We start from the raw sequence: 14,735 nt of genomic DNA on the forward strand, positions 1-14,735 counted from the left end.
GAAGACGTTGTGCGCTTTGGCGGGTGAAAACCTGCTGGAGCAGCAGAATGTCTTTTTTTTTTCGTAAAATCTACTTTTAACATTGACAAAAGCGCCGTGACGGATTTATAATCAGCCTGACTAAATGAAAATTATTACGATTTACTTCGATGGAGGGACTTTTCAGATGTTACGTTTTTTTCATAAGAGCAGATTCACAGCCGTCCTGCTGACGGCTTTAGCGGCGGCCCTGCTGCTGAGCGCTTGCGGCTCGTCCAAGGCGGCGCTTGTGCCGGGCAAAGTAAATGTTGTCACCAGCTTTTATCCGCTGTACGACTTGACCTCGAAAATCGGCGGGGAGCATGTGAACGTCATGAATCTGGTGCCTGCAGGCGTTGAGCCGCATGACTGGTCGCCCAAAAGCCGCGACATTCAGAATTTGACGAATGCCGAGCTGTTCGTTTATCTTGGCGCAGGCTTTGAAGGCTGGGTTCAGGATACGCTCGACAGTATGAAGAAGGACGCGAAGGTGCAGGTTGTGGAAGCAAGCCACGGCATTGCGCTGATCGAAGCAGGCGAGGATGAGCATGACCACGGCAAGGAAGAGAAGAAGGATGATCACGGCCATGAGCATGGCTCAAACGATCCGCATGTGTGGCTGTCGCCCGCCAATGCGAAGCAGATGGCTTTGACGATCAAGGATGCGCTTGTGCAGCAGGACGCCGCGCATAAGGCTGACTACGAAGCAAACTACAAGCAGCTCGCCGACAAGCTTGACGCGCTGCATAACCAATACAAGACGCAGCTTGCCGGGACAGCGAAGAACGAAATTGTGGTCACGCACCAGTCGTTTGGCTACCTGGCGAAGGAATACGGTCTGACGCAAAAGGCGATTATGGGCATGTCGCCGGATGCCGAGCCGACCTCCAAAGATATGAAGTCGATTTTGCAGTTTGTCAAAGACAACAATGTGCGCTATATTTTCTTTGAGGAGCTGGTATCGGATAAGCTGGCGAAAACGCTGGCGAAGGATGCAGGTGTGGAAACGCTGGTGCTCAGCCCGATTGAAGGCTTGACCGAGGAGCAGATGGCCCAGGGCGAGGATTATATATCGCTGATGGAGAAAAATTTGAATAATTTATTAAAAGCGTTAAAATAGAAAGGACACCTTGTTCAGTAAGGAGCCTTGCTTATGGAATTGAACGCTCATTCCGGATGTCATCAGCCGATCGTAACGATTGATGACATCTTTTTTTCTTATGAGAATAAAACAGTTATTAACGGACTCAGCTTCTCGGTGCTGGAGCGGGACTTTGTCGGCGTCGTCGGCTCCAACGGGGCGGGCAAAACGACGCTGCTCAAAATGATCGTAGGCTTGCTCAAGCCGACTCGCGGCGAAATCCGCCTGTTCGGCCAGCCGTTATCCGCGTTCCGCGATTGGGAGCGAATCGGGTATGTACCGCAGAAAAACGCCCTGAACCCGCTGTTTCCGGCTACGGTGCGGGAGGTGGTCACATCCGGCCTGTACAACAAAAAGACGCTGCTTCGCCGATTAACGGCCGCCCAGCGAACGAAAGTCGATGATGCGCTGTATGCGATGCGGATCGAGGATTTGGCCGACCGGCGGATCGGTCAGCTGTCCGGCGGCCAGCAGCAGCGTGTATTCCTCGCGCGGGCGCTCGTCAACAATCCGGAGCTGCTCATTTTGGACGAGCCGACCGTTGGGATTGACGCCGAGACGCAGGCGGGTTTTTTTCGCATGATCCGGCATATGCATGAGCATCATCATATTGCGTTTATGATGGTGTCGCATGATCTGGATATGGTGCAATCGTACCTTGGCTCGGAGCCGGAGCAGCGCAGCGGAGGGCTGGGCTTCTACGTGAAGCATACGCATGCGCCGGAAAATTGCCGGGAAACGGATTTATCCCATTCCAGGCAGCAGCTGCGAGAAACGGCGGAAGCCTGGACGTAGGAACAGTTTTTAGGTGGGAGCGAATTGGACTTGGATATCGTAACAGAGTATTTTTTTCAACGGGCATTGATCGGAGGTATTTTGATCGGGCTTACCGCGCCGCTGATGGGCGTATTTCTTGTGCTGCGCCGGCTGTCGATGATCGGAGATACGCTCGCCCATGTGTCGATTGCCGGTGTCGCACTGGGCTTTCTGATCAACGTCTACCCGATTGGCGTCGGCCTGCTGTTTGCCCTTGTCGCATCCTTTGCCATCGAACGGCTGCGCAAGGCGTATAAAACGTACGCAGAGCTGTCGATTGCGATCATTATGTCGGGCGGCGTTGCGCTGGCTACGCTGCTGTTTACGCTGGGCCGCGGCTTTAATATGAACGTGATGAGTTATTTTTTCGGCAGCATCTATACGCTGGACAATACCGACCTGTGGGTTGTCGGCGGGGTGGCTGCTCTGGTGATCGCATTTGTGGCCATCAATTACAAGGAAATGTTTCTGTTGTTTTTCGATGAGGATGCAGCGGGCGTCAGCGGGCTGCCGCTGCGTTTCTACAACATTATGATTACGATGCTGACGGCGCTTGTGATCAGTGTGTCGATCAAAATTGTCGGTGCGCTGCTTGTTTCCTCGCTGCTGACGATTCCGGTCGCGTGCAGCCTGCTGGTCGCCCGCAGCTTCAAGCGGTCGATCTTCTGGTCGATTTTATTTTCGGAGCTGGCCGTTGTGCTGGGGCTGCTTTCGGCGGGCATCTGGGACCTCGCGCCGGGGGCGACGGTTGTGCTGATGCTCATCGCGATGCTCGTCACAATTTTGTTCATCAAGCGAGGGCTGCGCGCTTAGCTGCTGCAAGCAACAGGGACTTAGCCTTGAAAGCTGTGAAGGCTGTTAAGCCGTGAAAGGGGATCATGATGGAGCTAAATATTTGGATCGCGCTGTGGGCCGGGCTGATCTCGTTTATTTCGCCCTGTGTGCTGCCGCTGTATCCTTCCTTTTTGTCGTACATAACCGGCGTTTCGGTCGGACAGCTCAAGGACGGACGGGCAGAAGGCGTGCGCTTTAAGCTGGTCACGCACACCTTATGCTTTATTTTGGGCTTCAGTATTATTTTCTACAGCCTGGGGCTGGGGGCGAGCACGCTTGCCACCTTGTTTTTTGACAATCGTGAGCTGCTGCGCCAGCTGTCGGCGATTTTCATTTTTGTGATGGGCTTATTTCTGCTTGGCGTGTTCAGGCCGCAATGGCTGATGCGCGAGCATAAGCTGCAGCTGCGGAGCAAGCCGGCCGGTTATCTCGGCTCGCTGCTGATCGGCATCGGGTTTGCCGCAGGCTGGTCGCCGTGTATCGGCCCGATTTTGTCGGCGATGCTTGTGCTGGCGGCCAGTGAGCCGAATTCGTGGCTGCCGCTCGTAACCGCCTATTCGCTCGGCTTCGCGATTCCGTTTTTCGTTCTGGCGTTTTTCATCGGTTCGACAAAATGGATTCTGAACTATTCGTCGGCTATGATGAAGGTCGGGGGAAGCGTCATGCTGCTGATCGCCGTGCTGCTGTACACGGATCAGATGACCCGTATTACGATCTGGCTGCAAAGCATTACCCCCGCCTGGATCGGTTAAACGCCTTACGTAAAGTAGTCGATGCTGGCTTGCGGAAAGCTTTCAAAGATTCGTTCGGTAATAAATTCCCGCAGCGCCTGGGCCTGCTCATCGGGGTACACGTATTTGCCCTGGCCCCAGCGGCCCCACTTGTATTTCCGCTTCGCTTCATCCATTTCCAGCTTCGACTTCGGGTAACGCTGCTGGATCACATTTTTCGCCGTTTTCGTGAACCGGTGCTGAATCAGCTCAAAGGTCAGATCAGAGGTCGCTTCCGCAGGGAGCGCCTCTTTTAATTTCCCGAGCAGTGCCGCGTAGCCGTCCTCCCAGCCGTCATGCCATATAATTGGCGCGATAATAAAGCCTAGCGGATAACCGGCCTTGGCGACCTTGCCCGCAGCGGCAATGCGCTCCTGGAAGCTGGAGGTGGCCGGCTCGAAATGCTTGATCACATAATCCGCGTTGATGCTGAACCGGAATCGGGTATGTCCGTTATGTCGCGCGTCCAGCAGCGGCTCCACATGATGAAACTTCGTGACGAAGCGCAGCCGTCCGAGCGGCTGCTTGCCCATAAATTCGATGCATTCCTTCAGCGAGCCTGAAATATGCTCCAGACCGACCGGATCGGACGTACAGGCGGCCTCGAACCGGGTAATCTCCGGAGCGCGCTCGTCAATGTACGTCTGCGCCTGGGCCAAAATATCATCCGTATTGACATACACCCGAATATAGGGCTTCGCGCCCAGCGTGGTTTGCAAATAGCAGTAGTGGCAGTGCGCCATGCAGCCGGTCGCAATCGGAATCGCATATTCCGCCGACGGCTTGGAGGTGTCGAATTTAAGCGTTTTGCGGATGCCGACGACTAGCGTTCGTTTTGCAATCCGGTATTTTTCCAGCTCGCTGTCGCCTGGCAAGTTCGTAATCCGGTTATGGGACGGTGTTATGCGGATCGGCAGCCCTTCGCGGAGCGCCCATTCATGAATTCGTTGTCCTTTCGGGTATTCCAGAGCGTCGGGCTCGAAATAAACAAGCTCTGGCACAAATACCTGCGTCTGCCGGGCAGCCGGCGGCGCCAGCAATTCGGTCGTCATGTCATCCCTCCTAGAGTAGAGCTTGCTTTACGCTTGAAGGCTGTGATATAGTTAGTAGCGCTTATTCCGACCTGATTAGCTTGCTTCGGCTGGCGGTATTCCACACATGGGAATTAGGACGGGGCGGGGATGTACCCGATAAGCGACGTCCCAAGCTACCTTTGTTTGGAATCCAGGAGGAACCGAGATGGCTGCTACGCCGAGTATGGAAGATTATTTGGAGAAAATTTACAAATTGATCGACGAGAAAGGCTATGCGCGCGTTTCCGACATTGCCGAAGGATTGGAAGTTCATCCGTCCTCGGTGACCAAGATGATTCAGAAGCTGGACAAGGATAACTACTTGATCTATGAGAAGTATCGCGGGCTTGTTCTGACCACCAAAGGACAGAAGGTCGGCAAGCGGCTTGTGGATCGCCATCATCTGCTGGAACAGTTTCTGACAACGATTGGGGTGTCGGAAGAAAATATTTACAAGGATGTTGAAGGCATCGAGCATCACCTGAGCTGGGACTCGATTACTTGCATCGAAACGCTCGTTGAATATTTCCGGCGCGACGCTTCCCGCAGCGAGGAGCTGCTGAAGCTCAAGGCTGAGCTGGAAAGCGATTGAATGTGCGAAGCCGTTTTTGTCAGGCCTACATACGACGTTTTAAGCATTGCGCGGCATAGCAGTTCGTCGGCATCGTTCGGATGGAAAGCTCGGACCTCTGGTCCGGGCTTTTTTGCATGGGGTCGTACGTCTTTGACATAAGGACATCCCGTCCGCTCATACATTTACATCACGGTAAGGCATCGCTCGGTTAACGGGAAGAGGGGATGCGGGATGAACATCAATGCGGTGTTTCAAGGCGGCGGAGTGAAGGGGATTGCGCTCGCCGGAGCCGTCTCGGCGGTCGAGAAGCTGGGTTATGGCTTCCACCAGGTGGCCGGAACGTCGTCGGGGGCGATCGTCGCTTCGTTGGTCGCTGCAGGGTACAAAGCGGACGAATTGCGCGCGATTATCGAAGGCACGCCATTTCATTCATTTTTGCAGCGTGCGCCGATCTTTAATGCCAAGCTGGTCGGCCCGCTTGCCCGGCTGTTTATCAAGAAGGGGCTGTATTCGGGGGAAGCGCTGGAGCATTGGGTATACCAGCTGCTGCTTGCCAAGGGGATTCGCACGTTCGGCGATCTGAGGCCGGAGCAGCTGCGGATCATTGCGTCAGATATTTCCGGACGGAAGCTGCTGGTGCTGCCTGACGATATTGCCCAATACGGCGTTGATCCCAAGCGGCTGCTGGTCGCCAAGGCGGTGCGGATGAGCACGAGCATCCCGTATTTCTTCGACCCTGTCATTATCCGCAGGCGAAGGGCGGTCCGGTCGCGCGGCGCAACCTTCGCCGATCAGTTCGTTTATATTGTCGACGGCGGCTTGCTGAGCAATTTTCCGCTCTGGCTGTTCGACAACGTCGATCCGGACAGTGTCGAGTCGCTCATTCCGACAATCGGCTTTCAGCTCGTCGGTCGAGGCTCGGCCAAGCCGAACCCGGTATATGGCCCGCTGTCGATGCTGAAGGCTTTATTTTCGACGATGCTTGATGCGCATGACGATTATTATATCCAGGAAAACAACCGGTTCCGTACCGTCAAAATTCCTACACACGGCGTTGGAATTACCGATTTTGACTTGACGTCCGCCCAGAGCGTAGAGCTTTACAATGCAGGCATGCAAGCGACGAATAAATTTTTCTGCAACTGGAAGGTGAACGACTACAAGGATAAATACTACACGCAAATTTGCCGAATGCCGCTGCCGCGCAAAACCAAGCATCCGCTGCTGCCGCAGCCGCCCAAAGCATAAGCGGGCAAGTCCTTGCAGACCAAACCCATGCCAAACCAAGCCGTACGTGTCAAAGCAAGACCAAGCAAATCAGCCGCCATAACTGTCCTCGCGCCTTCGTTTCGCATCTTGCGCTCTGCGTTTCGCTAAACCTCGCTTACCCGCCAAACGAACAAAACGGGCATTCTCCGCAGCGCGGGAGAAGCCCGTTTTTTGTCGCTCAAGCCTGCTTGAGCCGTCTGTTTCGGAACTAGTGATATTTCGGCGGCTCGTCGTCATTCTGCTTGTCCTTATTGCCAGAAATGACACGGAACGTAGCATTTTTCCGCTTGCCCTTGGTTGCAAACCGGCTGCTGCCGGATGGCTTGCCGGGGGAACGGAACGTGCCGCCGCCCCGACCTGCGCCGTTCGCCCGCTTCCAGGTGCTCGGAGGGAATTTGTACAGCAGGAAAATGACGCCGAACACCAGCACCGGTAAAATAAATCCGGTTGGATTCATGAGCAGGGTGGCGAGCACGCCGACCGCAAACAAGCCAAACACGACATACGCAAGCGTGTTGTTTCTTCTCATCGTCGGAACCTCCTTGACTACATCAATTTAGCTCATCTGGCGGTCAAGCTCACGCATCCGGTTAAATGAAGCAATCGAAACCTCCACCTGCGAATCATCCGGTTCCTTCGTCGTAAGCAGCTGGAGCCACAGCCCCGGGTAGCCGAGATAACGCAGCACCGGCACATCCCGCAGCGAGTTGGTAAAACGCAGCGCCTCATAAGATACTCCGATCACCAGCGGCAGCAAAATGATCCGCTGCACGATCCGCTCAACGAAGGAATCGTATTGGAACAAGGAGTAAATGACGACGCCGATCAGCACGGTAAAGACGATAAAGCTGCTGCCGCAGCGGTAATGCAGCGTATTAAATTTCTGCACGTTTTCGACGGTCAGCTCAAGCCCCGCTTCATGGGCGCTGATGACCTTGTGCTCTGCTCCGTGGTACTGGAACAGCCGCTTGATCATCGGGGTGAGAGAAATAAAATAAATATAGCCGACAAGCAAAATAATTTTAATTAAGCCTTCGATCAGGTTATGCCCGATCTGATTTTCAAACATGGAAGCAAACAAAAACTGCTCAATCGCCGTTGGCACCAGCGTAAATACAAATTTCCCGAACAGAAATGACAAGATGCCGATAACCGCCACGCCTAAAATCATGGAAATCCGGCTGCCGACGGTTTCCTTCTGCTCTTCCTTGGTCTCGCCTTCCTCCTCGGCATAAACCTCGGCTGCGAAATTCAGATGCTGCGCACCCTTGGCGCTCGCCTCCACAATACCGACAATTCCGCGGATAAACGGAATTTTTTTCAGTGCCTGCACCCACGGAATTTCTTTCTTGGGCACTTCCAGGAATTGAATGGTTTGGTCCTTGCGGCGGACGGCTGTAACATGAACCTTCTGCCCGGCGAACATGACGCCTTCTATAACGGCTTGACCGCCGTACACCGCTTGCTGCTTATTGTCCGACAACCGATACACCTTCTTTGATTTCAGTCTGAATCTTGCTTCGATAGAGCTTTTCTTATTGTAACGAATCGGAGCATAGAATGCTACTTGTTTATCGGACGAAGTTTTGCGCATACTAGGCGGAGAACCCAGATTCCATCTTTCAAGGAGGATGCATCCGCTATGCAGCGTCAGCAACAGGGACAGGAGCAGTCAGAGCCGCAGGCCGCGCGCAATCAGACGTCCAAGCCCATACACGCGAAGCGTCAGGAGACCCGTCGTACAGGAAAATGGTCCTTTGCCTGTTACATCGGCTTGTTTGCCGGATTGATTTGGGGCGGGCTAAACATCGTAGAAAGCTATTTTCACTTCACGTCGCTTGCTCCGGGCTTTATGCTGGAGCCTTATTTTCTGCATACCTTTCTGCAATCGGCTGCGGGCGTGTGGCTGGGCTGGGGCGCGTTTATCGTGTTTTCGATGATCGCGGCCCTGATTTATGCGCTGCTGATGGCCAAAACAAAAGGGCCCTGGTTTGGCATCAGCTACGGAATCGGCTGGTGGTCCTTTATTTTTTTGCTGATCGGACCGCTTACCGGGATGACGCCGTGGATTGCGTACCTTGATCTGAACACGATTCTGACCGAGCTGTGCATGTTTGTGCTGTGGGGCACCTTTATCGGCTATTCGATCAGCTTCGAGTTTACCGACGAGCGCAGCCGGGAACCGGGAGAGCCCGAGCAACGGAAGCAAGGCCGCTCGCCGGAGTCTGTATAGAGGCAGCCAAAAAAAGGTTCTCAAACCGGGGAAACCTATGGTAAAATGGCTAGGCGTATGCGTGCTTGGCCTACGGTTGGGAGGACTTCGGATGAAACAAATATTGCTGCTGAACGGACCGAATCTGAATATGCTAGGCATTCGCGAGCCCGGTGTTTACGGCGCGCTGACGCTGCAAGCGATTGTGGATCAGCTTGGCGTGCTGGCTGAACGTCTGGGGGTCGGCCTGGAAAGCTTTCAGTCCAACCACGAGGGAGAGCTTATTGATAAAATTCATAGCGCTTACGGGGTAAAGGACGGCATTCTGATCAATCCAGGCGCGTTCACTCATTACAGCTATGCGCTGCGTGATGCCATCAGCGCGGTGTCCCTGCCTACCGTCGAGGTTCACATCTCGAATATTCATCAGCGGGAGGCTTTTCGTCATGTGTCCGTTATTGCACCTGTAGCGATCGGGCAAATTGCCGGATTCGGCGTACATAGCTATGAATTAGGGCTTCAGGCGCTAGTGAACCATGTCAATCGTTCGGAGGGATGAGGATGCAACAGAAGCGAATCAGCCGGTTGCGGGCGCTGATGGAGCAGCAGGGACTGGACGCTTTGCTGATTACCAATGCGACCAACAGGCTTTATATGACCGGGTTTACCGGATCAGCGGGTTATGTACTGCTCACCTTGGAGCGCGCTGTGCTGCTGACAGACTTCCGCTACATGACCCAGGCTCCGCAGCAGGCGGTTGGCTATGAGGTTATCGAGCACGCGCCGAGTCCGATGGAGACGGTGCGCAGCCTGCTTTCCGCCGCCGGGCTGACCAGGCTTGGGTTCGAGCAGCAGGACGTATCCTACGGCTCTTACGCGGCGTATAGCCAGGCGCTGTCAGGCATCGAACTGACAGCGACGGACAAGCTTGTCGAGACGCTGCGGATGGTGAAGGACGAAGCGGAGCTGGCCGTGCTGCAGGAAGCGGCCGATCTGGCCGACAGCACGTTCCGCCATATCGTCGATTTCATCAAGCCGGGTGTCGCCGAGCATGAGGTGGCGCTGGAAATCGAGCTGTACGTACGCCGCCACGGCGCGGCCTCCACCTCCTTCGAGACGATCGTGGCGTCCGGCGAACGGTCTGCGCTGCCGCACGGCAAAGCCAGCGACCGGATCATCGGCGCTGACGAATTTGTCAAACTCGACTTTGGCGCGTATTATAAAGGTTATTGTTCGGATATTACGCGTACGGTTGTCGTTGGCAAGCCTTCGGACAAGCATCGCGAGATTTACGCGATCGTGCTGGAGGCGCAGCTTGAAGCGCTCGCCCGCATCCGGCCCGGCATGACCGGCCGGGAAGCGGACGCCGTCGCTCGCGACGTCATCAAACGTTACGGCTACGGAGACCATTTCGGCCACGGACTCGGTCACGGGTTGGGGATGGAGGTTCATGAAGCGCCCCGCCTGTCCCTGCATGGGGACATCGTGCTGGAGCCGGGCATGGTCGTTACCGTCGAGCCTGGTATTTATGTGCCTGGCTTTGGCGGAGTCCGGATTGAGGATGACATCGTCATCACCGATTCCGGCAATCGCAGGTTGACGCAGTCCAGCAAGGACTTGGTTGTCATTTCCTAAGGGAATTCATACAAGGGAACTATTTCAGGGAGGTTTTTTGACAGTGATTTCAGTTAACGATTTCAAGACAGGCTTGACCATCGAAGTAGAGCATGATTTGTTTACAGTTATTGATTTCCAGCACGTGAAGCCGGGTAAAGGCGCAGCCTTTGTTCGTTCCAAGCTGAAAAACCTGCGCAACGGCAACACCGTTGAGCGTACATTCCGTGCCGGTGAAAACGTCAGCCGCGCGCATATCGAAAACCGCCAAATGCAATATTTGTATGCCAGCGGTAAAGAGCATACATTTATGGATACCGAAACCTTCGACCAAATCACGCTTGACGAGAAGCAAGTCGAGTGGGAGCTGAACTTCCTGAGGGAAAACATGAACATCAACATCATGAGCTATCAGGGCGAAATTCTCGGCATTAACCTGCCGAACAGCGTTGAGCTGAAGGTCGTCGAAACCGAGCCGGGCATCAAAGGCAATACGGCGCAAGGCGCGACGAAAAACGCCAAGGTTGAAACAGGCCTGACTGTACAGGTGCCTCTGTTTATCAATGAAGGCGATGTTCTGTTGATTGACACCCGCGAAGGCGACTACATCTCCCGCGCATAATGACCTAACCTTACAACGATTTGGAGAGAACAGGCCGCGCCCGATCCGGGGTGCGGTTTGTTTGTTTAGGGTCGAATTTTGTCAGGATCGAATGTACAGTGCAGCATCATCGAAAGTGCTTCGATCCGAGACTTTAATCAGGTTAGGGACGGTCGGGAGGTTTGCAAATGGACAACCGCTTCGTAAAAAAGGGCATCTACGGCTTCCTATTGGGCGTGCTTGTGGCGCTGCTTATTTTTCCGCACTGGGAAAGCTCGGGCGGCATCAAAGGGCCGGAAGCGCTGCAGGCCTATAGTGCAAGCGGCTATATCGTGCGGCTGCTGCGGTTTGCGGCGTTTGTTACCCTTGCCGCACTGCTCACGGAATGGTTGAAGCAGCGGTTTGTACTGACGAATAAGAAAACAGGCTTCGGTCAATTTGTACTTGGTCTTGTGTCATCCTTTGTTATTGTGTTTATAACTCTCATCGTTGTCGCCGCGATATCGTTTCGATGGACCTAGCATCGGCAACGCCGGTGAAGCTGTAAGGAGTGGCGCCAGATGGGGAAAAACCGCACCGTTGTCGGCAAGCTGCTGTGGGTGATTGGAATCGGATACACATTTTGTTTGCTATACTGGATGTTTCGCGGCTTCGGCCGCGCCGGGCTGAACCTGCAGCAGATCCAGTTGAATGTCATCCCGTTTCATACGATCGGGCATTATGTGACAACCGCCAGCCGGAGCAATTGGCTGAATCCGTTAATTAATCTGGCCGGCAACATCGGCGTGTTCGTCCCGTTTGGCGTGCTGATGCCGCTGCTGCTGCGGAGCTGTCGCCGATACTTCCGTTTTCTGCTGATCTTTTCACTCGGTATTATTGGGCTGGAGCTGCTGCAGGCGGTGCTCCGGGTCGGATCGGGCGATATCGACGATTGGCTGCTGAACGCGGTCGGCGGATCAATCGGATTTGGGCTGAGCCGGCTGCTGTCGGTGGACCGGACCCGGTCCGGGGCGGAACGGAGTTCGGGACAGGATAATAGGAATCAAACGGGGCAAAGGAGCGGATAACATGATCCAGCTGACGCAGGCGCTCGTTGATCGCATCGAACGGTCAGAAATCGACTTCATGACTGATCGGATGCATGCTATGCAGGAACGGGAGGGCAATCCCGAAGGCGTTGAGCTTGTCAGCTTTGGGGAGGCTGTGTTGTTTTACAGCCGCACGATGGGCTGGCCGGCGTTTAATACCGTGAAAGGCATCCGTGATGCAGACCTGCCGCTGCTGCGACCGATCCTTGAGTTTTTCCGGGAGAGAGGCCGCAAGCCGCAGGTAGAAATCGTTCCTTCCCTGTGCGGGGAGCCGGTGTTGGCGAAGCTTCACGAGCTGGGGCTGCGGCAAACAGGGTTTCATGCATCCATGTATGCCGATCCTGCTTCGTTGCTTCGCCCGGAGCGGCAGCAGTCCGATATCGAGATTGAGCCGCTTGACGTGCAAGATGCGGAGCTGTACGCCACGATTCATTGCCGCGGTACAGGGTTGCCGGACCAAGGCATTGCTGCTGTGGCTGCCAATAACCGGGTGCTGATGACCCGGCCGGGCTGGCAGTTTTTTCTGGCCAGGCGTGTCGGGGCGCCAGCGGGGGTTGGGGTGATGTATGCCGGGGCAGACACCGCTTCCTTGACGTTTGCGGCCACCTTGCCGGAGCATCGCGGCCATGGTGTCCAGCAGGCGCTGCTGCTGCACCGGCTGCAGGCAGCGGCCATGCGCGGCTGCTCGCTGGCTGTCGCCCAGGCTGCCTTCTTGTCGGTCAGCCACCGTAATATGGAGCGCAGCGCGATGTCGCTTGCCTATACGCGGGCGACGTGGACGGGATAGGCGGTGCAGCCGGTCCGGCTGATGACTGACGAGGAGGGTGACAACATGAAAAACGGTGCGCTGAAGCCTTATCCGGTTATTGCGATCCTGCTTGTGCTGACGGTATTTTGCATCGGGACGAGCAAATATTTGCGGGCGCGAACAGGGACTCTGATGTTTGAGTCGTGGATATGGGACATTTTTCTCGGCTGGGTGCCGGTGACCTTGTCGCTGGTGCTGCTGGAATGCGCGGTACGGAAGCGAACGCTGCTCAATCGGCTGCTGCTGGCGGGAACTGCGATCGTCTGGTTTTTTTTCCTGCCGAATGCTTCATATCTTGTCACCGAACTGATTCACGCATTCAGGGACTTCAAGCTCAAGCCGTACGTGACGTTTTGGCTGCATACCGATTTTTGGCTGAGCGCCATCGCCGCGTTTTCCACCGCTCTCCTGGGGCTGATGCTGTTTTCGGTTTCGCTCTACATGGTGCATCGGCTGATCGGCGAGGCGTTGGGCGAATGGGTTGGCTGGCTTGGCGCGGCTGCCGTGATCGCGATCAGCAGCATCGGTATTTATATCGGCCGGTTTATACGCTGGAACAGCTGGGATATATTGTCCGATCCGCGTGCGATTGCGGGCGATCTGTTGCAGATTGTATACGACGAACGGTCGGGCAAGTTCATGCTAATCTTTACGCTGCTGATGCTGGTCGTGCAGACGATCATGTACGTTTTTTTCTATACGGTGGCGGCGATCGGGGCGCGCTCGGGCTCCAGAGCGTCGTCGTAAACGACGGCGGTCACGATTACTTGGGACAATAGGGAAGGAAGGGTGAGCACGATGATTCTGGAAGTAGCCATTTTGCACGTGAAGCCAGGAATGATTCATGAATTCGAGTCCAGCTTTCGCAAAGCGTCGGCCCTTATTTCATCCATGCGCGGGTACATTCATCATGAGCTTCAGAAATGTGTGGAAACGGAAAACAAATACGTGCTGCTCGTCCGTTGGGCGACGCTGAAGGATCATACGGTTGGCTTCCGCGGCTCCGCTGAATACCAGGAGTGGAAGGCGCTGCTGCATCATTTCTATGATCCGTTCCCGACGGTTGAGCATTACGTGCAAATTAATTTGGGCGAGGAGCCGTTGTCATCCCGTCCGTTCGGGAAGGAACAGGAAGGCTGAGAGACGGCCTGCGATACCCTGATCATGGACGGCCCGAAACGAACCAAGTCTGGCGGAAAAGCTCCGTCAGGCTTATTTGTTGCTTCCTGATTTGCGCAAAATGGAGGTGCTAAAAAAATAATTTGACAATGATAATCATTATCACATATTATCTTAGATAGCGTTAAGACTTTTCTCACATATGGAGGGTATCATGAGTTCTGTAATCATTGTTTATGCCAGCATGACTGGCAATACGGAGGAAATGGCCGAGCTGATCGCGGATGGCGTGCGCGAGGCCGGTGTTGAGCCTGTCGTCAAATCGGTAATGGATGCCAGTGCATCCGAGCTGGAGAAATACGATGGCGTCATTCTCGGAGCTTACACGTGGGGAGACGGCGATCTGCCTGACGAAATGCTCGATTTCTACGAGGAAATGGACGATATTCAGTTGGAAGGCCGTAAAGCCGCGGTATTTGGCTCCGCGGACTCTTCGTACCGCGTATTTGGCGGAGCGGTGGATACGCTCGTTGAGAAGCTCAAGGAGAAAGGCGCGGACGTTGTGCTTGACGGCTTCAAGGTTGAGCTGAATCCTTCGAACGATGAGAAAGAGAAATGCAAGGAGTTCGGCAGCAAGCTGGTCGCGTCGCTGGGCTAAGGTACAGCCGCAGCAGCCGTCCGGCATAAGCCAGGACGGCAGCGCAACCGAATACATATCGGCTGGTCGGCGGCAGGCTGCGGAAGCGCAGCAGCTTGATCCTACACGATGCAGCAGCGCACGGCTCCGGCTGCCGATGC

The 14,735-nt window shown here is 54.8% G+C and carries 19 protein-coding genes; 16 read left to right on the plus strand and 3 right to left on the minus strand.

Translation table 11 applies throughout. The annotated features are described in order from the left end of the window. The first annotated feature begins 166 nt into the window (after nt 1-166). The 4 genes from AC6ROY_RS07755 to AC6ROY_RS07770 all read left to right on the plus strand — a co-directional run bounded on the left by AC6ROY_RS07755 (nt 167) and on the right by AC6ROY_RS07770 (nt 3,561). Nucleotides 167-1,138 carry a metal ABC transporter substrate-binding protein gene (locus AC6ROY_RS07755; RefSeq protein ID WP_500099635.1) on the plus strand — a complete coding sequence of 324 codons (972 nt, stop codon included), beginning with the start codon at nt 167-169 and terminating at the stop codon, nt 1,136-1,138. 33 nt (nt 1,139-1,171) lie between these two features. Further along, the gene (locus AC6ROY_RS07760) at nt 1,172-1,954 is read left to right on the plus strand and encodes a metal ABC transporter ATP-binding protein (RefSeq protein WP_500099636.1); all 783 of its coding nucleotides are present in this window, start codon (nt 1,172-1,174) and stop codon (nt 1,952-1,954) included. A 30-nt stretch (nt 1,955-1,984) separates the two neighbouring features. After that, nucleotides 1,985-2,788: a metal ABC transporter permease gene (locus AC6ROY_RS07765; RefSeq protein WP_500099637.1), complete on the plus strand. Its 804-nt coding sequence runs from the start codon at nt 1,985-1,987 to the stop codon at nt 2,786-2,788. 65 nt (nt 2,789-2,853) lie between these two features. Further along, on the plus strand, nt 2,854-3,561 hold the full coding sequence (locus AC6ROY_RS07770; protein ID WP_500099639.1) for a cytochrome c biogenesis CcdA family protein: 708 nt from the start codon (nt 2,854-2,856) through the stop codon (nt 3,559-3,561). Nucleotides 3,562-3,566: 5 nt separating this feature from the next. Here the strand turns inward: AC6ROY_RS07770 and splB are convergent, their stop codons facing one another. Beyond that, the gene (gene splB, locus AC6ROY_RS07775) at nt 3,567-4,631 is read right to left on the minus strand and encodes a spore photoproduct lyase (RefSeq protein ID WP_500099641.1); all 1,065 of its coding nucleotides are present in this window, start codon (nt 4,629-4,631) and stop codon (nt 3,567-3,569) included. Nucleotides 4,632-4,818: 187 nt separating this feature from the next. Here splB and mntR point away from each other — a divergent pair, with 187 nt between their 5' ends. Next, on the plus strand, nt 4,819-5,244 hold the full coding sequence (gene mntR, locus AC6ROY_RS07780) for a transcriptional regulator MntR (protein WP_500099642.1): 426 nt from the start codon (nt 4,819-4,821) through the stop codon (nt 5,242-5,244). Nucleotides 5,245-5,457: 213 nt separating this feature from the next. Continuing rightward, complete coding sequence (locus tag AC6ROY_RS07785) at nt 5,458-6,474, plus strand: patatin-like phospholipase family protein (RefSeq protein WP_500099644.1); 1,017 nt, start codon at nt 5,458-5,460, stop codon at nt 6,472-6,474. A 229-nt stretch (nt 6,475-6,703) separates the two neighbouring features. Here AC6ROY_RS07785 and AC6ROY_RS07790 read toward each other — a convergent pair whose 3' ends face one another. Together AC6ROY_RS07790 and AC6ROY_RS07795 are read right to left on the minus strand one after the other, a co-directional pair. Beyond that, complete coding sequence (locus tag AC6ROY_RS07790) at nt 6,704-7,024, minus strand: hypothetical protein (protein ID WP_500099645.1); 321 nt, start codon at nt 7,022-7,024, stop codon at nt 6,704-6,706. Nucleotides 7,025-7,051: 27 nt separating this feature from the next. Further along, entirely contained in the window at nt 7,052-7,921 is an 870-nt protein-coding gene (locus AC6ROY_RS07795) for a DUF1385 domain-containing protein (protein ID WP_500099876.1), read from the minus strand. A 216-nt stretch (nt 7,922-8,137) separates the two neighbouring features. Between AC6ROY_RS07795 and AC6ROY_RS07800 the strand changes: the two genes are divergently transcribed. The 10 genes from AC6ROY_RS07800 to AC6ROY_RS07845 all read left to right on the plus strand — a co-directional run bounded on the left by AC6ROY_RS07800 (nt 8,138) and on the right by AC6ROY_RS07845 (nt 14,595). Beyond that, nucleotides 8,138-8,728, plus strand: coding sequence for a YqhR family membrane protein (locus tag AC6ROY_RS07800; RefSeq protein ID WP_500099646.1), 591 nt, complete (start codon nt 8,138-8,140; stop codon nt 8,726-8,728). Between the two features lie 91 nt (nt 8,729-8,819). Continuing rightward, on the plus strand, nt 8,820-9,266 hold the full coding sequence (aroQ, locus tag AC6ROY_RS07805) for a type II 3-dehydroquinate dehydratase (protein WP_500099647.1): 447 nt from the start codon (nt 8,820-8,822) through the stop codon (nt 9,264-9,266). 2 nt (nt 9,267-9,268) lie between these two features. Continuing rightward, entirely contained in the window at nt 9,269-10,342 is a 1,074-nt protein-coding gene (locus tag AC6ROY_RS07810; RefSeq protein WP_500099648.1) for a M24 family metallopeptidase, read from the plus strand. Between the two features lie 43 nt (nt 10,343-10,385). Continuing rightward, complete coding sequence (gene efp / locus AC6ROY_RS07815; RefSeq protein ID WP_500099649.1) at nt 10,386-10,943, plus strand: elongation factor P; 558 nt, start codon at nt 10,386-10,388, stop codon at nt 10,941-10,943. Nucleotides 10,944-11,110: 167 nt separating this feature from the next. Then, the gene (locus tag AC6ROY_RS07820) at nt 11,111-11,443 is read left to right on the plus strand and encodes a hypothetical protein (protein WP_500099650.1); all 333 of its coding nucleotides are present in this window, start codon (nt 11,111-11,113) and stop codon (nt 11,441-11,443) included. 39 nt (nt 11,444-11,482) lie between these two features. Further along, entirely contained in the window at nt 11,483-11,989 is a 507-nt protein-coding gene (locus AC6ROY_RS07825) for a VanZ family protein (RefSeq protein ID WP_500099651.1), read from the plus strand. A gap of 1 nt (nt 11,990) precedes the next feature. Beyond that, nucleotides 11,991-12,797 (plus strand): GNAT family N-acetyltransferase, encoded by an 807-nt coding sequence (locus AC6ROY_RS07830; protein ID WP_500099652.1) that lies wholly within the window; start codon nt 11,991-11,993, stop codon nt 12,795-12,797. Between the two features lie 45 nt (nt 12,798-12,842). Further along, entirely contained in the window at nt 12,843-13,565 is a 723-nt protein-coding gene (locus AC6ROY_RS07835; protein ID WP_500099653.1) for a DUF1361 domain-containing protein, read from the plus strand. Between the two features lie 51 nt (nt 13,566-13,616). Beyond that, complete coding sequence (locus AC6ROY_RS07840) at nt 13,617-13,958, plus strand: antibiotic biosynthesis monooxygenase family protein (RefSeq protein ID WP_500099654.1); 342 nt, start codon at nt 13,617-13,619, stop codon at nt 13,956-13,958. 193 nt (nt 13,959-14,151) lie between these two features. Continuing rightward, the gene (locus tag AC6ROY_RS07845) at nt 14,152-14,595 is read left to right on the plus strand and encodes a flavodoxin (protein WP_500099655.1); all 444 of its coding nucleotides are present in this window, start codon (nt 14,152-14,154) and stop codon (nt 14,593-14,595) included. Nucleotides 14,596-14,735 lie beyond the last annotated feature (140 nt).

This window comes from Paenibacillus sp. sg306046, from assembly GCF_059821225.1.